We start from the raw sequence: 18344 nt of genomic DNA on the forward strand, positions 1-18344 counted from the left end.
ATTCAGCAGAACAGCCCTACGAACCCACAACAGCCACACACGTCAACCACGTAGCCGCATCGGTCTCAGCAGAAAACCAACCCGCACCCAAAGACCGTGCGACCTAACCTGCAGGCATGTCACCCTCACTCGAGCGTCCCCCACGCCAGGCCGACGAACGAACCGCGCTCATCGGCTGGTTGAACCTGCAGCGGCAGATCCTGCGATGGAAGTGCGAGGGCCTCAGCGAAGCTGACGCGCACCGCTCCGTCGTACCGACCTCCCCGGCGATGACGATGGCCGGGCTCATCAGCCATATGCGGTGGGTCGAACACGCCTGGCTCGAGGTGCTGTTCCTGGGCGGCGACAAGACGCAGAACCCATCCCTGGCCGCGCCGGGCGACGAAGCCGACTGGCGTACGGACGGCGTCTCGTTGCGGCAGCTGCTCGACGCATACGAGGCCCAATGCGTCCGCAGCAACGAGATCACGGCCGGCGCTTCCCTGGACGACATCGGACGCCACCCCGATTACCGGGACAGCAAGGCCAACCTCCGCTGGATGCTCATCCATCTCATCGAAGAGACCGGACGGCACGCAGGCCACGCCGACATCCTGCGCGAGATACTCGACGGGACCAAGGGATACTTCTAAACCGCCACCTCAGCCACCCCTCCGGTGGTTCATCTCCCCCAGCACCAACGCCAGTTGATCCGCCGTCAACGGATCCGTCGGCAACGGATGAGCCCCCTCCGCCCGCAGGCCGTCCACCAGCAGAGCCAATGGACGGCGCCACGAACCCGGCACCGCCGCCTCCAACGCCGGAGCCGCCCGGCCGATCGCAGCAAGACTGACCAGCAGATCCTCCGTGACGACATCCGCCCGCACCAGGCCCGCCCGGCGGCAGCGGTCGAGGAGAGCGGCGAACGTCTCCGCGTTGTGGACGTGCAACCGCTCCAGCGTCGGAACACCCCCGATACCCGTCGTCATCAGGTCGTTCGCACCCCGATCCGCGGCCAGAACCGCGAAGACGTGGTCCAGGTAACCATTCAGGGCCGCCCACGGGTCGTCGGCCTTGCGGGCCTCCTCGCCCGCCTCGATCACCCCGGCCAGCGTCGCGTGGAAGACCTCCTCGATCAGCGCCGCACGGTTCGGGAAGCGGCGGTACAGCGTCGCGTTGCCGACTCCGGCCCGGCGGGCGATCACGTCGAGGGGAGCCTCGACGCCCTGCTCGGCGTAGATCTCGCGGGCGGCGGCGAGCACGAGCTCGCGGTTGCGCTGTGCGTCCTTTCTCACGTATCGCACCGTACAGGATCTGTGGAGCACTCCCCAGTTCCTGTTAGGGTCGCCGAGAACAGGAAACGGGGAGCCTTCCCCACTTCTTCCCTCCTTCACTGGGAGTCCGCCATGCCCGCACAGCACACCGAGGATCAGTACGCGGAGGAACCGCACACCGAAGAACTCGCCGCTCTGGCACGGGACTTCGGGGTCGACCCCTATCCGGCGTTCCGGGCCCTGCGCGAGCGGGGGCCCGTCCACCATGTCCGCTTCCCCACCGGGGACACCGCCTGGATGATCGTCGGTCACGCCGAGGCCCGCGCGGCGCTGGCCGACCCGCGGATGCGGCACGACGTACGGCACTCCGCCGAGTACGACAGCGACGGGCTGTACTCCATCGGTCGCAACATGCTGCAGACCGATCCACCCGACCACACCCGGCTGCGGTCGCTGGTCGCCCGCGAGTTCACAGCCCGCCGGATCAAGGCGCTGCGGGCACGCGTCGAGGAGGCGGCCGGTCAACTCCTCGACGCCATGGGGCCGTTGGGGCGCGTCGAGCTGATCGACGCGTTCGCGTTCCCGCTGCCGTTGACCGTGATCTGCGAACTGCTCGGCGTGCCCGGCGTCGACCACGACACGTTCCGGGCGTGGACCGCGAAGATCCTCACCATCGGCGAACCGGAAGCCTCCACCCGGGCCGCCCAGGAGATGACGGTGTACCTCGCCGGTCTCATCGAGGAGAAGCGGAACGTCGACGAGGCCGCCGAGGGCGATCTGCTGCACGCGCTCGTACGGGCCCACGACGAGGACGGCGACCACCTCACCGACGAGGAACTCCTCGGCATGGCCTTCCTGTTGCTCGTCGCCGGGCACGAGACGACGGTCAACCTCATCGCCAACGCCGTACATCTGCTGCTCACGCATCCCGACCAGCTCGCCGCACTGCGGGCAGACAGCGGGTTGCTCGAGAACGCCGTGGAGGAGGCCCTGCGGTACGAGCCGCCGACGCCGGCCGGCACCTACCGCTACACCTCCGAGGCCCTCACCGTCGCCGGGACCCTCCTGCCGCGGGGCGCGCGCGTCGTCGTCTCCCTGGCCTCCGCCAACCGCGACCCCGCGCACTTCCCGGACCCCGAGCGCTTCGACATCCGCCGCGACCCCGCCCGTACCCGCGGCCATCTCGCGTTCGGGCACGGCATCCACCACTGCCTCGGCGCGCCGCTCGCCCGGCTCGAGGCGAACATCGCCCTGCGCGCGCTGCTCGACCGCTTCCCCGACCTCGCGATCGACGGAGACCCCGCGCCCGTGTGGCGGCCGAGTCTGCTGCGTGGGCTGGACCGCCTGCCTGTGCGTTGGTGACTCGCGTACCTGGTCCGGAAGAGCCCAACTGCCTTACTCGTACGGCTAGTTGACGGTGGCCGGTTCGGTCATGACCTCGCGGGCCGCGTCGAGGAAGGTGAGGCGGTTGTCCTCCAGATAGTCCCGTACGCTCTCGCCCTCGGGCAGGCCGTGCCACACCGTGCGATTGAGGTCGAGGAAGTACGCGCGGGCCGCGTCGTGCACCGGGAGGGGGAACTGGACGCGGATGAGCCGCTCGGCGACCCACAGGCGGTTCATGACGTCCTGGGTCTTGAGGTACCAGGGGTGGTTGTCGTCGAAGTCGGCGGGGCGGCTGAAGGCTGAGCGTTCGGCCTCGGCCGCCACCTCGATGAACCGCTCCAGCAGCGCGTGCCGTTCCGCGCGCCGGGCCTCGGAGAGGGTGTGCTGTTGCCGTTGCTGTTCAGCGCGTTCCGCCGACAGTTGGGTTCTGTGCTGGACGAGGTAGGACAGCATGCCGCCGAGGACGACGCCGCCCAACGATATGAGGGACACCCAGACCTGACCTGACATGGGGGCATCGTGCCATGCGGTCGATCTTCGCGACGGGCCCGTGCGGACGGTGCTCACGCGAGGGTCCTCAGTTGGTGCTCGCACGAGGGCCGCCGGTTGCTGCTCATGCGAGGGCCTTCACTTGCTGCATCGCCTCGCGCTCCAGGCGGGCGACGTCGGTCAGGAGTGTGCCTGCCCGGGTGAGGAGTTGCTCGTCGTCAAAGGTGCCGGCGCGGGTGAGCAGGGACGCCACTTCGGTCCAGAGGGTCGCTGCCTCCGCGTACCGGTGGTGGGCGGTGCGCAGGTGGGGGCTGTCGACGTGTGCGGCGGCCTCGGCCAGGAAGTCGCGGTAGAGGTTGCGGAACAGGGCTCCGCCGGTGCCGGCCTTCTCCATGAGGAGGGCGGCCTGTGGGAGGTCGTGGCGGGGGTTGTCGGTGCGGCGGAGCCAGGTGGGTACGAGGGTGGCGGCCTTCTCGATGCCTCGGACGCCGAGGTTGGCGATGGGCGGGGCGAGGAACGCGTCGGCGCAGGCGGTGAGGGCGGGGACGAGGTGCTGTTGCGGGGAGGGGAGGCCGGCCGGGGCGGTGAGGGTGAACGAGCGGTGCCGGGCGGTCATCGGGCCGCGCTCGGCTCGCGCGCGGGCGAGGCTCGTCCGGCTGGTCGTCACGGCGCCGCCCTGCTGGGCGGTGTCGACGAGGTGGGCGTCGTGGTCGTCGTAGCCGTACAGGGCGACGATGTGGCCGCCGAAGTGGACCTTCGAGGTGAAGTAGTCCAGGTGGTAGCTGTCGAGTTGGAGTCCGACGGGGCGGCCGGCGGCGAGGGGTGCGGCGACGTGGTCCCAGGCGCGGCGGGGCGAGGTCGTCTCCTCGACGTGGAGGTGCAGGCCGAGTCGGGCGGCGAGGTTGCGGGTGAGTTCGAAGGGTTTGACGCGGCCGCCGAGGAAGGGGAAGGGCAGGTTCTTGGCGTCCCAGTAGACGAAGGACAGTCCGGCGCCGAGGCCGAACAGCATCGGTTCGGACAGGTCGATGCCCTCGTGCCGCAGCAGCACGCCGAGGGTGGTCGTCTCGCAGTGCTGCATGCCGTACGGGGCGGGGTCGGTCGGCTTCGTCATGCGTCGTCGCTCTCGCCGTGGAGGTGCGGGCCAGGGCGTTCAGGTTCCCACGCGGCGGCGGCAACCTTTCCGGAGGCGGCGGCGACCACAGGGCGTACGCGTCCTCACGGACGCCTCCCCCACGAATGGAGAACCTGATGCGCAGGACGAGCACGGCACGGCACGGCAGGGCCGGGCACCGCAGGCTGAAGGTGGCTGCGGCGGCGGTCACCGCGGGCGCGGCGGTCGCTGCCCTCGGCACGGCGTACGCGTCGACGGACGCCGAACCGGAAGCGGCGTCGCAGGTGCGGGCGGCCGCCGGGCCGGTCGGCTACGGCGCGGGCACCACCGGAGGCGCGGGCGGTGAGACGGTCACCGTGGCGGACGCGGCGGCGTTCACCGAGGCCGTGCAGGGCGAGGGCGCCAAGGTGGTGCGGGTGGACGGCACGATCGAGCTGAGCGGGATGACGAAGGTCGCGGGCGACAAGTCCGTTGTCGGAGTGGGCAGTTCGGGCCGGATCACGGGCGGCGGGCTCGACGTGAGCGGCGTCAAGAACGTGATCATCCAGAACCTGACCTTCGTCGGGTCGAACGACGATGCCGTCAACGTGCAGGAGTCCACGCAGGTGTGGGTCGACCACAACGACATCTCGGGTGCGAAGGACGGTGCGCTCGACATCAAGCGGGGCTCCACCGACATCACCGTCTCCTGGAACCGCACCCACGACCAGGACAAGAACATGCTGCTCGGGCACTCCGACGACAACGGCTCGGAGGACACCGGGAAGTTGCGGGTGACGTACGACCACAACTGGTTCGACGGCACCAATCAGCGCAACCCGCGCGTCCGCTTCGGCAACCCGGTACACGTTCTGAACAACTACTTCAGCGACGTGAGTTCGTACGGGGTGGCCTCCACGCAGGACGCGGGGGTGCTGGTCGAGGGCAACTACTTCGAGAACACCGAGGACCCGTTCCACCTCGGCGAGGGCGACTCCAGCCCGGGTGCGCTCGCCGCGAAGGACAACCACTTCGTCGAGTCGGGCGAGGGGCAGACGGGCGGTGACGTCGCGGCGATCCCGTACGACTACGTCCCGGCGCCCGCGGCGGATGTGAAGGCGCAGGTCATGGAGGGTGCGGGGGTCGGCAAGCTCTGACGTCTGCCTGCCGTGGGGCGTGCGGCGCCGGGCGGGTCGCGATCCGTCCGGCGCCGCGCGCCCGCCTGTCACCGCCTGCGGCCGCCCGGTGCCGTGCCGCCGGCCGTCAGGGTCACCTGGTCGACGACCCAGTACCAGTTGTTGCCGCCGGTGTACCGGAAGCGGATCCGGGCGGTGCGGGCGCCGGCCGGGACGCGCAGGGTGAGGCGTTCGACGCGGGAGGGGACGGTCGTTTCGTACGTCTTGAGGAGCTGCGGCGCGCCGTCGTCGTACGCGACGGACACCTCGCCGCGCTGGCCGCCCTCCTGGCGGTAGTACGTGGTGTAGGTGAGGGTGGCGGGGGCGCCGCCGGTGACCGGGTGGGCGGGGCTGACCAGGGTGGAGTCGAAGGTGCCGGTGACGGCCTTGTCGTGCCATTCGTCGCCGTCGGCCACCGCGAAGACGCCGCGGGCGCGGAGGTTGGACTCGCGTTCCTGGTCGGGCTGTGCCTTGGTCCAGAACTCGTCGGTGGTGAAGGTCCAGCCGCGCCATTCGGTGACGCCGCCGGAGCCCATGGCGGAGTTGTCGACGCTCCATCCGTTGGGCGGGGTGTGGGTGAAGCCGATGACGCCGGCGCCGATGCCCGTCTCGTCGACCGGGGGCTTCAGTTGGCCGCGCAGCGCGTCGAACGCGTCGGGCGTGGGTTGTTGCAGGGGTCGGCCGTCGAGGTCCCAGGCCGGGTCGAGCGGGATGCCGAGGTGGGCGAGGGCGGTGGCGGCCACGTCGGGCATTCTGACGTCGTGGCGTACGGTGCCCGCGCCGAGGCCGGAGCCGGCGGCGATGAGGAAGGTGTGGCGCTCGGCCCAGCTGGAGCCGCCGTGGCCGCCCGCGTCGGTGTGGCCGTGGTCGGTGGTGACGAGGATCAGCCAGTCCTCCTCGGCGTACGTGGCACGGGATGTGACGGCCTGGAGGATGCGGCCGACCTGTGCGTCGGCGCCCTCGATCGCGTCGAGGTACTGGCGGCTGGCCGCGCCGTGGTCGTGGCCGGCGTGGTCGACGTTGTCGAGGTGGACGAAGACCGCGTCGGGGTCGGTGGTGGTGAGCTTGTCGACGGTGCGCCGGGTGGTGCCCTCGTCGTACTCGGCGGGCGGGGTGGAGATGCGGGTGTCCGCCTTGGAGCTGATGACGGTGTCGGTGATCGGGTTCCAGGAGCAGACGGCGAGGGTGCCGAGTTCGGGCTTGGCGGTCTCGACGCGGGTCAGGAAGTCCGGGTACCGGTCGAAGCGGTGGCCGGTGAACGCGTTGTCCTTGGCGTTGTGTTTGTCCGGCCAGACGCCGGTGAGGACCGTGGCCCAGCCGGGGCCGGACATGGTGGGGGCGAGCGGGTTGGCGTAGATGCTGCTCGGTGCGGTGACACCGGCTGCCATCAGGCCTTTCAGGGCGGGTGAGGCGGCGTCCTCGATGCGGTTGAGGAGGGCGCCGTCGATGCCGATGACGAGGACCTTCGGCGTCTTGGCCGCGGCGCGGGCGGCGCCGGAGAGGGGCCCGGCCGCGGTGGCCAGGGCGGCGGTGCCGAGCAGGACGGAGCGACGGGACAGGGAGCGCACTCGAATCTCCAAGGTGTGAGCGAGGCATACGCACGTACGCGCCGCTCCAACTCCCCTGGGTGTACGGCGGGTTGGGGCGGCGGACGGACCGCTACAGGTGTAGCGGGCGCACGGCGACGGGTCTAGACCCGTTACCTTTTCGCGATCCTTGAGGGTGACTGCCACGCGGGGTGCGCGCCGTGGTGAAGTCGAGGCGAACTGTTCCGGAAGACGCGGCGGCCCAGCCGGGCCTGCCAACTGCCGTCAGTCGGCGGGCCGTTCGGTTCCTTCGTCGAGGCGGGCCAGGACCTTGTCGAGCACGGCGCCGAGCGCGGCCAGCTCGTCCTCCTCGACGGCGTCGAAGATGAGGCTGCGGACGTGTCGTACGTGCGCGGGGGCCGCCCGCTCGATGGTGCTGCGGCCTGCGGGGGTCAGCACGACGAAGGCGCCGCGGCCGTCCCCGGGAACGTCCTCGCGGCGTACGAGGCCGCGGCCCTCCATGCGCTTGATGTGGTGCGAGAGCCGGCTGCGCTCCCAGCGCAGGGCGCGCGCGAGGTCGAGGACGCGGACCCTCTCCTCCGCGGTGTCGGTGAGCTGGACCAGCACGTCGTAGTCCGGCAGGGACAGTTCGGAGTCGGCCTGCAGCTGACGGTGCAGTGCGGCGGGCAGTTCGGCGTTCATGCGCAGCCAGCTGCGCCAGATGTGCTGCTGCTGATCGGTCAGCCACGGTGCTTCGGGGTCCACGAGGCACAGCCTAGCCGGGAATTGGTGATACGTCACCTGCATAGTTGACGCATCACCTAAGAGCTGGTCGAATATGCGTGACGCGTCACGCACATGCCGTTCCGCAAGGGTGCCGCCACCCGCCGCAAAGCCGCCTCCGGGCGCAGAGGAGACCGAGAGATGACCATGTCGAGCGCGTGGCTGTGCACCACCCACCTGCTGCTGCACAAGGTCACGGCCAACGGGCAGTTCCCCGTTCCGGCCTGTCTGGCGTACTCCGCCGACGACCCGTTCACGGTCTACCTGGACAGCCACACCGACAGCGACCTGCCGGTGACCTGGGAGCTCTCCCGGGATCTGCTCACGCACGGCACCCGGGAGCGGGTCGGCCTCGGCGACGTCTCGGTGTACCCGGGGCACGGCCGGGACGCGGACAGCCTCTACCTCCTGCTCACCGGCCGCGACGAGGCGGGCGAGACGGAGACGGCGCTGCTGCGGGCCCAGGCCTCCGACGTGACCGCCTTCCTCCGCTGGACCGAGCACATCGTCCCGCCGGGCGAGGAGCCGGACCACGTCGACATCGACACGCTCGTACGGCAACTCCTCGGCCAGGACGTCGCCGACGGCTGACCGCCCCCCCTCTCTCGCCGACGGCTCCACATCGCCGGGCCCCGTCAGCGGCCGTACGTCGCCCCGGCGGGCCCCTCCCCCCTCACCTGCGCGCCGTTCACCACACGGGACAGCTCCACGCGGGAGCGGACGCCGAGGGTCGCGAAGATGTTGCGGAGGTGGTGGTCGACGGTGCGCGGGCTCACCGACAGCCTGCGGGCGACCTCGCGGTTGGTGGCTCCCTCCGCGACATGCCGGGCGATCCGCAACTGCTGCGGCGTCAACGCGCCCAGCTCACCTGAGAGTTGGGCGGTGGCGGTCTCGCCGGTGGCGCGGAGTTCGGCCGCCGTCTGGGCCGCCCAGGCCGTGGCGCCGCAGCGCTCGAACGCCACGAGCGCGTCGCGCAGACTGCCCCGGGCCAGTCCGGGGCGGCGCGTGCGGCGCAGCCACTTGCCGTGCACGAGGGCCGTGCGGGCCTGTTCGAAATCGCCGCCGCACCGGGCGTGCAGCGCGAGCGCCTCGGCGTAGTACGCGTCCGCGGCCTCCGGGTCGTCGGCCGCCAACAGGGCGCGGCAGCGGGCGAGTTGGGCCGGTGACTGCGGGTCGTGGCCGAGGCTCGCCCAGACCGCGAAGTCGTCGGCGGCGGGCACGGCCGCGCCCCGCTCGCCGCTCAGGACGGCCGCCTCGACGTAGCACGGCACCGCGAGCATACGGACCGCGAAGTGGCCTCGACGCGGCCCTGGCCGGACGAGCGGGCCCAGGCGGGCCGCCGCTTCCAGGACACGTCCCCGGGCCAAGTCGGCGCGGGCCAGGGCCCATTGGGCGAGCGTCTCCGCCTGGGCGAGGCCGTGCCGGGACGCGATCCGGGTCGCCGCCCCGGCGAGCCGGGCCACGGCGTCGGCGTCGGAGTCGAGCGAGGCGACGAGGGCGAGGACGGCCTGCTGGTGGGCCACGACGTTGCGCTGCCCCGTCTCCTCTGCCGTCCGCAGGCCCTCCTCGGCGTGCGCGCGGGCCCGCGCATGCCGTCCGGCGCGCAGCTCCCCGTACGCCAACTGCTCCAGGGCGCGCGGCAGTACGGTGACGCTGCCGTGGGCGCGGGCGACGGCCAGGGCCCGGCTGCCGAGTCTGCAGGCCACGGGCAGGTCGCCGAGGACGAGGGCGGCGGCGCCCGCGCGCAGCAGCCGCTCGGGGTCGCGCTCGCCCGCGGAGAGGTCGACGACGCGGCGGAGTGCGGTGAGGCCGGAGGCGAAGTCCCGGCCGAGGTCGCCCAGTACGGCGGCCATGCCGGTCTCGTAGGCGTCGCGCGGGTCGGCGGTGGTGCCGGAGGTGGGGGCGGCGAGGGCGCTGCGGTAGCCCTCGGGGTCGCCGAGGGACCAGGAGGCGTCGGCGGCGGCGAGGCGGGCGCGGGCCGCGTGGTCCGGGTCGTGGGGGGTGAGCAGGTCGGCGGCGAGGAGCAGGGACTCGCGGGCGTCGGCGACGGGGCCGGTGCGCAGCGCGAGCAGCCCGTGGACGAGTTCGGCCCGGCCGCGCACCGCGTCGGACGTCGTCAACTCCCTCACGGACGTGAGGAGTTCGGCGGCCTGTTCGGGTCGGCCCGCGCGGCGGGCGTGGTCGGCGGCGGCGCAGAGGTGCAGGGCGCGGGTGTCGCGGTGGTCGGTGAGTGCGGCGGCCCGGGTGAGCGCGAGGGCGCGTTCGTCGTGTGCGCCGGGACCGGGGGCCTGCGCGGCGGCGGCGAGCGCTTCGGCGAGCTGTTCGTCGGGGCCGGGTGCGGCGTACGCGCGGTGCAGGAGGTGCGGGATCCGCCCGGGGTGCGGCGGCTCGGGCGCGCCGTGTCGTGCGGCGCGGGCGAGGAGCAGGTGGGCGGCCCGGCGTGCGGTGGCGGGCGCGTCGGCGTAGGCGGTTTGCCGGGCCTGCGGCGCGCAGTGGACACGGCCCGGCTGTGTGCGTACGAGGCCTGCGCGTTCGGCGGGTTCCAGGGCGTCGGGGTCGAGTCCGGCCTCGGCGGACGCGCGCCGCAACAGGGCCGCGTCGACGCCCGGTTCGGTGCGGGGCTCGGGGAGCACGGCGTACGCGGTGGCCGTGAGGAGCAGCAGGGCGCAGGTGTCGACCGGCAGTCCGGGGAACCGCACGGCGGCGGCCCGCAGCGGATCCGGTGGGGGCGGTCCGGTCACGTCGGCCACGTTACTGCCGCGTAACGTGGGGCGGTAGAGGGCGTGTCGACCGCGTCCTCGCTGATCGCGTCGTATGCGTTCCGGGCGGCGTGCGGGCCGCGGCTCCGGTGGCCGGGCCCGCACGCGGTGGTCGGCGTCAGCCGGAGTGCGGGCAGTTGCCCCGGTACTCGGCGATCGTCGGGCCGGGCTGTGGCAGCGGGCAGAGGAACTGCTCGTAGCGGGTGTCGTTGTCGATGAACCGCTTCAGCCAGGAAATGCTGTACTTCGCGATCGTCGTGTTGGACGTGTTCGGCGTGAAGTGGGTGGCGTTGTTGAGCTCCAGGTAGGCGCGGTCCAGGGTGCCCGGCAGGCTCTCGTAGAACGGCTCGGAGTGCGAGGAGACCGGTGCGACGGAGTCGCCGTCGGCGCCGACGACGAGGGTGGGGGTCTGGATCTCGGGCCAGGTCTTGTCGAGGTTCCAGCCGGTCAGCGGGATCGCCGCTTGCAGGGACGGCCGGGACTTGGCGGCTTCGAGGCTGCCGCCGCCTCCCATCGAGTGCCCCATGACGCCGAGCCGACTGCTGTCCACCCGGCCGCGCACGGAGCTGCGCTGGGTCAAGTAGTCGAGGGCGGCGAGGAGTTGACGGCCTCGGCTGTCGGGCTGGTCGAGCGTGGTGAGGGTGTCGATGGTGAACACCACGAAGCCCTGGGAGGCGAGCCGCGGCCCGAGCCAGGCGATGGACGACTCGTACGCGGTGTAGCCGGGCGAGACGACGACCGCGCCGAAGGTGCCGTCGCTGGTGCTGGTCGGGTAGTACACGGTGCCGCCGCCGAAGCCGCTGACGCTCAGCCGCGAGACGCTGGTCTGCGACACGGCGTAGTGCCCGCGTACGGCCTCGATGCTGGACGGGGTGGGGTCGGGGCCGCGTTCGTACGGGTTCTCGGCGGCGGCCCGCGCGGTGGCGGCGTCGGCGGGCGGGGCCTCGGCGCCGAAGGCCTGGGTGGTGACGAGTCCGCCCGCGGCCAGGACCGCGGCGAGCCCGATCCGGACCAGCCGGCCGCGCGTGCCCTTGGCGCGGCGCGTACGGCCGCCGCTGTCGCTGTGGTCGAAGTGCTGCACGTCGAGGGGTTCCTCTCGCTGAGGGGACGGCGGGGCCGTACGGGCGTCCGCGGCTCACCGGCGCCGGAACCCGGACGCCGGGACGGGCCCGCGGGCTCCGCCGTTGCTGACGCCGGTCACTCTCGCGGCGCCCCGCAGGCCCGCGCATCGGCAGAATCACCGGTGTCCGCAAGGAAGTTGACGCCCCGTCGGTTGTGGCCCCTCCCGCTCACACGGGTCGCCCCGAGGCCTCCAGACGTGCGAGCACCTTCTCGACCGCCGTGGCGAGCGCGGCCAGTTCGTCGGGGTCGACGGAGTCGAAGACGAGGTCGCGGACGGTGCGTACGTGGGCGGGGGCGGCCTGTTCGACGGCGGTGCGGCCGTCGGGGGTGAGGACCACGTAGGCGCCGCGGCCGTCGCCGGGAACGTCCTCGCGGCGTACGAGGCCGCGGCCCTCCATGCGCCTGATGTGGTGCGAGAGCCGGCTGCGCTCCCAGCGCAGGGCGCGCGCGAGGTCGAGCACGCGGACCCGGGCCTCTGGAACGTCGGTGAGGTGGACCAGGACGTCGTAGTCCGACAGGGACAGGTGGGAGTCCGCCCGCAGCCGGCGGTGCAGCGCGGCCGGCAACTCGGCGTTCATCCTCAGCCAGTTGCGCCAGATGCGCTGTCGGCGCTCGCTCAGCCAGGGAGTGTCGGTGTCCATGCGGCGCAGCGTACCCAGAAATTGGTGACGCGTCACCAGAAGTGGTTGACGCGTCACGCACCCCTTGATGGAATGCGCGTGACGCATCACGCAACCCGTCGGCCTCGGGCGTCGGGAGAACGGCAGGAGGCTCATGGCCACGCACGCCGACGGAGGCGCCACGCACACCGAGAGGGGCGCCGCGAGCGCGGACCCTTGGGCCCCCGAGCACGGGGCCGACGCGCACGGCGCCCTCGGGCCCGCCGCCGAAACCGCGCCCACCCTGTCGACGCTGATCGGCCCGGCAGTGGCGGCGCTCATCAGCGATCCGGCCGCGCACCGGCAGGCCTGGCATCTGGACGTCACGGACCACACCGCTCGGCTCGCACGCCTCAACACCCGTCTGACGCCGGGTCTTTGGGGCCTGCCGGGGGACGTGACCGAGGAGGCGGAGCAGATCGTCGGCGACCTGGCCGGTCATGCCGTACGCCGCCCCGGCGGACCGGCGATCGCGCTCGGGCTGACGCTCGACGACGACGTGCTGACGTTGCGCGTGGCGGGGTCGGGCAACTTCGCCGGGGGCCGCGACTCCGACCTGGTGATCCTCGACGCCCTCGCCTCGCACTGGGGCCGGACCAGCACACCGCACGGCAGTGCCGTATGGGCGCAGCTGGACCTGACGGGCGGGACGCGCAGCCACGCCTGACCGCGTACGGCCATGCCTGACCACGTACGGCCATGCCTGAGCACACCCTGGTGCGGCATCCGGCGCAGTCGAGGAGGAGCTTGCATTAGCCCGCGCATGCAAGTATTGTCTCTGCATGTAAGGCGCGCTTGCAGGTAAATGCGGCGCGTGAGTGACCGGTGCGTCACCCGCACTCCCCCACACGCAAAGGCATGTCTCATGGCCCTCAAGAACCTCCTTCCCGGCAAGCTCGGCTTCGGTACCGCTCCGCTCGGCAACATGTTCCGGGCGATCCCCGAGGACGAGGCCCGCGCGACCGTCGAGGCCGCCTGGGAGCAGGGCATCCGCTTCTACGACACCGCCCCCTTCTACGGCGCGGGCCTGGCCGAGGAGCGCCTCGGCGAGGTGCTGTCCGGCAAGGAGCGGGATGCGTACGTGCTGTCCAGCAAGGTCGGCCGGGTCGTCCTGGACGAGCACGAGACCGACGTACCCGACTTCGGCGAGAAGGGTGGCCTGTTCGAGCACGGCAACCCGAACAAGATCCTCCACGAGTGGACCGCCGAGGCCACCGAGCGCTCCATCGAGGGCTCCCTCAAGCGCCTCGGGACCGACCGCCTGGACATCGTCTGGGTCCACGACATCGCCCAGGACTTCCACGGTGACGCCTGGCTGGCCAAGTTCGAGGAGGCCCGTACCGGCGCCTTCCGCGTCCTGTCCCGGCTGCGCGACGAGGGCGTCATCAAGGCTTGGGGCCTGGGCGTCAACAAGACCGAGCCGATCGAGCTGACCCTCGCCCTGGACGAGCCGCAGCCCGACGGCTTCCTCCTCGCCGGCCGCTACACCCTCCTCGACCACGACCACGCCCTGCAGCGCCTGCTGCCGATGGCGCAGGAGCAGAACGTGGACATGGTCGTCGGCGGCCCCTACAGCTCCGGCATCCTCGCGGGCGGCAGCCACTTCGAGTACCAGGAGGCGCCCGCCGAGATCGTCGAGCGCGTCGGCAAGCTGAAGGCGCTCGCGGCCGAGCACGGCGTCTCCATCAAGGCCGCGGCCCTGCAGTTCTCCCTCGCCCACCCGGCCGCCGCCGCGGTCATCCCCGGCGCCACCCGGCCCAGCCGCATCGCCGAGGACACCGCCGCCCTCGACGAGTCCGTCCCCGCCGCGTTCTGGACGGACCTGCGCGCCGCCGGCCTCGTCAGCCCGGCCGCCCCGCTCCCCCACGACGCGTGACCCCGCACTGCACGAAAGCACTGGAGCACCACCATGGCATCCACGTCCGTCAGCCGTGTCGTCCCCGCCTCCCCCGAGCAGGTCTGGAACCTCATCGGCGGGTTCGACGCCCTCCCCGACTGGCTCCCCTACATCCCCGAGTCCACCGCGCTCGAAGGCGGCCGGGTCCGCCGCCTCAGCAACCCCGACGGTGAGGTGATCGTCGAGCGGCTCGTCGGCTTCGACGAGGCCGAACGGCACTACAGCTACGCCATCCTCGAGGCCCCCTTCCCGGTCGACGGGTACGTGTCCACCCTTCGCGTCCACACGGTCCCCGGCCGCGACGACGTCGCCGAGGTCCAGTGGTCCGGCCGCTTCAACCCGGTCGACGCCACCGAGGCAGAGGTCGTCGACCTCTTCACCGGCATCTACCACGACGGCCTTGAAGCCCTCCACCAGAAGCTCGCCGCCTGACCTCGGGCAGCGGCGACCATCACCGCACGGCCCGGGTACGCGCTCCGCGTACCCGGGCCGGCCCTTGCCGTCCCCCCGGTTCACGCGTGCCGGGCTGTCGGGGGCCGGAGTCGCTGCTGAATCGGTTCTGCCGTCCGGGTTGCGTCGGGTTGTCGGCGTGTGTTGTTCAGCGGTTCCCCGCTCACCCGCGGCGATTCTTTCGGTGCTTTCGACTCCAACCCGTAGGAGATTCCATGAGTGTGCGTGGTCTGGCTCGTTGGGCGCCGGTGGCCGCTGCCGCCCTCGCCACGGTCGGTCTCGGCGCCTCGCCGGCGGCGGGCGCGGAAGGCCCGGAGTACGCCGGTTACACCCTGGACGGTGCGCCGCCCGCGTCGACCGGCACCGTGGACGTGGCGGCGACCGGCGGTCCGCAGGCGACATTCACCACGAACAGCACCCGGCCGCGCATCTCCGCCGGAACCTCGGCGTTCCTCAACGCGTCGACGCCGTTCGGTGCGGCCTTCGGCTCGTCGCAGGGCAAGCCGTATCTGAACCTGGCCACCGCCGAGGGCCGTACGCCGTCGACGACGACGTTCACGTTCGACCAGCCGCCGACGGCGGGGAGTTGGGGCCTGGCGCTCGGCGACATCGACGCGGACGACGTGCGGATCACGGCGACGGGCGCGGACGGAGAGCCGCTGACCGCCGAGGAGTTGGGCTTCCAGGGCACGTTCAACTACTGCGCGTCCTCGCCCCGCCCGTCCGGCTGCACCGGCGGCGGGCCGTTCGTCGACGAGCCGGCGTGGGACGCCGCGTCGGCGACGCTGCGCGGCAGCGGGCGCGACACGTACGGCGCGTCCGCGTGGCTGCGGCCGACCGCCGAAGTCCGCACGCTCACGCTGACGTTCAGCGTGCGGACCGGGATCCCCTCGTACCAGGCGTGGTTCGCGACCGAGACGAGCGACATCAGCGGCACGGTGACGGACGGGGACGGTGCGGCGCCACCCGAGGGGACGGTCGTCGAGCTGCAGCGTCCGGACGGGACGCCGGTCGTGGACGACGAGAACGAGCCGGTCACGACGACACCGGGCACGGACGGCTCGTACGCCTTCGAGGACGTGGCCGCCGGGGACTACACGGTCGGGGTGGAGCCCGCGGAGGGCGCCACCGTGGAGGGCGCGGACTCCCGGCCCGTCCAGGCCGGGGACGGCGACGTGACCGGCGTCGACTTCACCGTGCAACCCGCGAAGGACTGCGACTGCGAGCCGAAGAAGCCGCAGCCGAAGGGGTACGGCGGCTAGGGCGACCTGCCGTCACTCGTCCGTCCAGGCGTCCTCGGGCGGCCGTTGAAGCTGACCGGCGAGGGGCCTCGGCGATCGCGTCGGTGACGGCGTCCGGTCGCCAGGCCCCCTTGCCCGTCGGGGTTGCATCCGAGGAAGTACCGGTCGCCGGTCGGCGTGACCGCGAAGTCGGCAGCGCCGAAAGCGAGTTGGAGTGCGTCGGGGGAGGCGGCGACGGCGTGCGCAACCGGCCGGGGGCGGCGGTCGGGTCGCAGGCGCGGGCAGCATGCCCCCACGGCGTCGGTGATCCCGTACGGGCGCACCTCCCGCACGCATACCGGCCGGGCCTCGCCGTCGGCCGCGTACGTAACGGGCTCCGGGCAGTGCGGCCAGGATCCCGCCGACGCCCCGGAGGGCCGGCCACGGGCCCGGGCGGCGCCGACAGCTACGACACGGACGACTCCGCGGACGGGCTGGGCCTGTTGCTGCTGGTCCGGTGGTCGTGCGGGCGGAGTTGCTCCGTACGGCCGTGTGCACGGGAGTCGAGTGGAGCTGATCCGTGCGTGTGCGTCGAGGCGGTCAGTGGAGTGGGTGGGGCTGCTGTCGCTGTGGGTCGGGTGGGGTGCAGGTCAGGCCGTTCTCGTCGAGTGCGTTGAAGACGGTCAGCCTGCCCGCCGCGAAGACGAAGCTGAGGTCGACGTTTCCTTGCGCCAGGTCTCTGCCCGTCCACTCGAGGAGCTCGACCCGGTCGAGGGTTCGGCCTCGGAGCGGGCGCAGTTCGGGGAGCGGCTCGGGGCGCCAGGCGAGCTCGAAGCCGGGCCAGTCGACCGGGCGGTCGAGGTCGATGGTGTTCCACGTGAGGGAGAGGTCGTCGAACTTGTGGTGGTTGATCTCGACCCGTTCGCCTGCGAAGTCGAGCACGACCGGGCAGTCGGGGAACCACTCGTCGTCCTCGACGTCCCAGACCAGCCAGGCGTTGGTCAGCGGCCGGCCGGCGAGATTGCGCAGGCGGTCGGCGTGCTGCCGCAGCACCTCGTCGCGGCCGTGCGACCACGAAGGCCGGTAGCCGTCGATTCCGAATGCGAACATCGCGTCATCGTGTCATCGATGCCGCAGAGCGTGGGAGTTCAGCGTGTGAAGGCCGTCGCGTGGTGGGCCACCCAGTCGGCGTAGGTGTGGGCGGGGCGGCCGAGGGTGGTTCGGGTGGTGGGGAGGGTGGGGGTCGGTGTGGTGCGGGAGGCGGCGAGCTGGTCGAGGAGGAAGTCGGCTGCGGGGGCCGGGAGTCGGTCGAGGAGTCGGCGGCGGACGGTCTCGCGGGGGACCTCTTCGAAGCGGGTCGGGATGCCGAGGGTGGCGCCGATGACGCGGACGCGGTCGATCTGGCTGAGGGTCTCGGTGCCGGTGAGCTCGTACGTCTTGCCGGGGCTCGGGGCGAGCAGGGCGTGGGCGGCGACGGCGGCGATGTCGCGCTCGTCGACGGGGGCCGTCGCGCCGGTGCCGTAGACGCCTCGTACGGTTCCGCCGTTCCTGATCTGGTCGGCCCAGGCCAGGTCGTTGGCCATGAAGACGGTGGGGCGTACGAAGGTCCAGGGAATGCCGGAGTCGGCGACGGCCTGCTCGCAGGCGAGGTGCTGCTCGCCGATCCAGCCGGGCTCGGTGAACGTGACGGAGTCAGAGGAGAGCAGCACGATATGGCCCGTGCCGGCCTGCCGGGCGGCGGCGAGGAACGCGTCGAGGGCGCCGTGGACGGGGAACAGGAACGCGCGGTCGACGCCGTGCAGCGCGGCGGGCAGGGTCTCGGGGCGGGTGAGGTCGCCGGGCACGGCGTCCACTCCGTCGGGCAGGTCGGCGGTGGCCGGGTCGCGGGTGAGGGCCCGTACGTCCTCGCCTGCGGCGAGCAGTTCGCGTACGAGGTTGCGGCCGACGTTTCCGGTGGCGCCGGTGACCAGGATCATGCGGGTCTTCTCCCTGCATCGAGGTTTGTCGAAGGGTCGTTGCGGGTTGTGGGTGGGGCCAACATTATGTCGAGTGTGTTGGTGGCACCAACACTGTTACGGTGGTCGGCATGGACGAGATGCCCGAGCGCATGGCCGCGAAGCCGAGTTGGCTGATCACGCAACTGGCCGTGCACACCCGCCGCCTGGTGTTCGACGCGTTCGCCGACTCCGGGACGCGCGGGTACCACTACCGGATCCTGGCCGTGCTGCGCGAGTTCGGGGCCGTGAGCCAGGCCGAGTTGGGGCGCAGGTCCCGGATGGACCGCAGTGATGTGGTCGCGGCGGTGAACGACCTGGTCGAGCAGGGCTACGTGGACCGCGCGCCGGATCCGGACCACGGGCGGCGCAACAAGGTGAGCATCACGCGGAGCGGGGTCCGGCAGCTGCGGCGGATGGACGCGGTGGTCGACCGGGTGCAGGACGAGTTGCTGCAGTCGCTGTCGGGCGAGGAGCGGAAGGTGCTGACGGGGTTGCTGGGCCGAGTGCTGGCCGACCACGAGGCCGAGTGATCCGCCTGCTC

At 72.1% G+C, this 18344-nt stretch carries 19 protein-coding genes; 9 read left to right on the plus strand and 10 right to left on the minus strand.

Going from position 1 to position 18344, the window contains the following annotated elements; genetic code table 11:
• Window positions 1–116: 116 nt before the first annotated feature.
• On the plus strand, window positions 117–632 hold the full coding sequence (locus tag ACIDOF_RS36795; protein ID WP_409010619.1) for a DinB family protein: 516 nt from the start codon (window positions 117–119) through the stop codon (window positions 630–632).
• Between the two features lie 9 nt (window positions 633–641).
• Here ACIDOF_RS36795 and ACIDOF_RS36800 read toward each other — a convergent pair whose 3' ends face one another.
• Window positions 642–1274 carry a TetR/AcrR family transcriptional regulator gene (locus ACIDOF_RS36800; protein WP_409010620.1) on the minus strand — a complete coding sequence of 211 codons (633 nt, stop codon included), beginning with the start codon at window positions 1272–1274 and terminating at the stop codon, window positions 642–644.
• 111 nt (window positions 1275–1385) lie between these two features.
• On the opposite strand from ACIDOF_RS36800, the gene ACIDOF_RS36805 reads away from it, so the two are divergent.
• Window positions 1386–2615 (plus strand): cytochrome P450 family protein, encoded by a 1230-nt coding sequence (locus ACIDOF_RS36805; RefSeq protein WP_409010621.1) that lies wholly within the window; start codon window positions 1386–1388, stop codon window positions 2613–2615.
• Window positions 2616–2660: 45 nt separating this feature from the next.
• On the opposite strand, the gene ACIDOF_RS36810 is transcribed toward ACIDOF_RS36805, so the two are convergent.
• Both ACIDOF_RS36810 and ACIDOF_RS36815 read right to left on the minus strand, forming a co-directional pair.
• The gene (locus tag ACIDOF_RS36810) at window positions 2661–3146 is read right to left on the minus strand and encodes a hypothetical protein (RefSeq protein WP_409010622.1); all 486 of its coding nucleotides are present in this window, start codon (window positions 3144–3146) and stop codon (window positions 2661–2663) included.
• A 103-nt stretch (window positions 3147–3249) separates the two neighbouring features.
• Window positions 3250–4236, minus strand: coding sequence for a BtrH N-terminal domain-containing protein (locus ACIDOF_RS36815; protein WP_409010623.1), 987 nt, complete (start codon window positions 4234–4236; stop codon window positions 3250–3252).
• Between the two features lie 137 nt (window positions 4237–4373).
• Between ACIDOF_RS36815 and ACIDOF_RS36820 the strand changes: the two genes are divergently transcribed.
• On the plus strand, window positions 4374–5372 hold the full coding sequence (locus ACIDOF_RS36820) for a polysaccharide lyase family 1 protein (RefSeq protein ID WP_409010624.1): 999 nt from the start codon (window positions 4374–4376) through the stop codon (window positions 5370–5372).
• A 68-nt stretch (window positions 5373–5440) separates the two neighbouring features.
• Here the strand turns inward: ACIDOF_RS36820 and ACIDOF_RS36825 are convergent, their stop codons facing one another.
• Both ACIDOF_RS36825 and ACIDOF_RS36830 read right to left on the minus strand, forming a co-directional pair.
• On the minus strand, window positions 5441–6964 hold the full coding sequence (locus tag ACIDOF_RS36825) for an alkaline phosphatase family protein (RefSeq protein WP_409010646.1): 1524 nt from the start codon (window positions 6962–6964) through the stop codon (window positions 5441–5443).
• A gap of 237 nt (window positions 6965–7201) precedes the next feature.
• On the minus strand, window positions 7202–7681 hold the full coding sequence (locus ACIDOF_RS36830; protein WP_409010625.1) for a MarR family winged helix-turn-helix transcriptional regulator: 480 nt from the start codon (window positions 7679–7681) through the stop codon (window positions 7202–7204).
• A gap of 159 nt (window positions 7682–7840) precedes the next feature.
• Between ACIDOF_RS36830 and ACIDOF_RS36835 the strand changes: the two genes are divergently transcribed.
• A complete protein-coding gene (locus tag ACIDOF_RS36835; RefSeq protein ID WP_409010626.1) occupies window positions 7841–8290 on the plus strand; it encodes an SsgA family sporulation/cell division regulator in 450 nt (149 codons plus the stop codon).
• A gap of 44 nt (window positions 8291–8334) precedes the next feature.
• Here the strand turns inward: ACIDOF_RS36835 and ACIDOF_RS36840 are convergent, their stop codons facing one another.
• The 3 genes from ACIDOF_RS36840 to ACIDOF_RS36850 form a co-directional block, all read right to left on the minus strand.
• Entirely contained in the window at window positions 8335–10440 is a 2106-nt protein-coding gene (locus ACIDOF_RS36840; protein WP_409010627.1) for a LuxR C-terminal-related transcriptional regulator, read from the minus strand.
• A gap of 136 nt (window positions 10441–10576) precedes the next feature.
• Entirely contained in the window at window positions 10577–11539 is a 963-nt protein-coding gene (locus ACIDOF_RS36845) for a dienelactone hydrolase family protein (protein ID WP_409010628.1), read from the minus strand.
• 208 nt (window positions 11540–11747) lie between these two features.
• On the minus strand, window positions 11748–12221 hold the full coding sequence (locus ACIDOF_RS36850; protein ID WP_409010629.1) for a MarR family winged helix-turn-helix transcriptional regulator: 474 nt from the start codon (window positions 12219–12221) through the stop codon (window positions 11748–11750).
• 133 nt (window positions 12222–12354) lie between these two features.
• On the opposite strand from ACIDOF_RS36850, the gene ACIDOF_RS36855 reads away from it, so the two are divergent.
• From ACIDOF_RS36855 to ACIDOF_RS36870, 4 genes are all read left to right on the plus strand, one after another.
• Entirely contained in the window at window positions 12355–12906 is a 552-nt protein-coding gene (locus ACIDOF_RS36855) for a hypothetical protein (protein WP_409010630.1), read from the plus strand.
• Window positions 12907–13104: 198 nt separating this feature from the next.
• Complete coding sequence (locus ACIDOF_RS36860; protein WP_409010631.1) at window positions 13105–14115, plus strand: aldo/keto reductase; 1011 nt, start codon at window positions 13105–13107, stop codon at window positions 14113–14115.
• A gap of 33 nt (window positions 14116–14148) precedes the next feature.
• Window positions 14149–14568 (plus strand): SRPBCC family protein, encoded by a 420-nt coding sequence (locus ACIDOF_RS36865; protein ID WP_409010632.1) that lies wholly within the window; start codon window positions 14149–14151, stop codon window positions 14566–14568.
• Window positions 14569–14801: 233 nt separating this feature from the next.
• Window positions 14802–15848: a carboxypeptidase-like regulatory domain-containing protein gene (locus ACIDOF_RS36870; protein WP_409010633.1), complete on the plus strand. Its 1047-nt coding sequence runs from the start codon at window positions 14802–14804 to the stop codon at window positions 15846–15848.
• Between the two features lie 558 nt (window positions 15849–16406).
• Here ACIDOF_RS36870 and ACIDOF_RS36875 read toward each other — a convergent pair.
• Entirely contained in the window at window positions 16407–16916 is a 510-nt protein-coding gene (locus ACIDOF_RS36875) for a hypothetical protein (RefSeq protein ID WP_409010634.1), read from the minus strand.
• Window positions 16917–16954: 38 nt separating this feature from the next.
• Window positions 16955–17782: an NAD(P)H-binding protein gene (locus tag ACIDOF_RS36880; protein WP_409010635.1), complete on the minus strand. Its 828-nt coding sequence runs from the start codon at window positions 17780–17782 to the stop codon at window positions 16955–16957.
• A 110-nt stretch (window positions 17783–17892) separates the two neighbouring features.
• Here ACIDOF_RS36880 and ACIDOF_RS36885 point away from each other — a divergent pair, with 110 nt between their 5' ends.
• Entirely contained in the window at window positions 17893–18333 is a 441-nt protein-coding gene (locus tag ACIDOF_RS36885; RefSeq protein ID WP_409010636.1) for a MarR family winged helix-turn-helix transcriptional regulator, read from the plus strand.
• Window positions 18334–18344: the final 11 nt, after the last annotated feature.

The sequence above is a fragment of the Streptomyces sp. Da 82-17 genome (genome assembly GCF_046098215.1).
Lineage (GTDB): Bacteria > Actinomycetota > Actinomycetes > Streptomycetales > Streptomycetaceae > Streptomyces.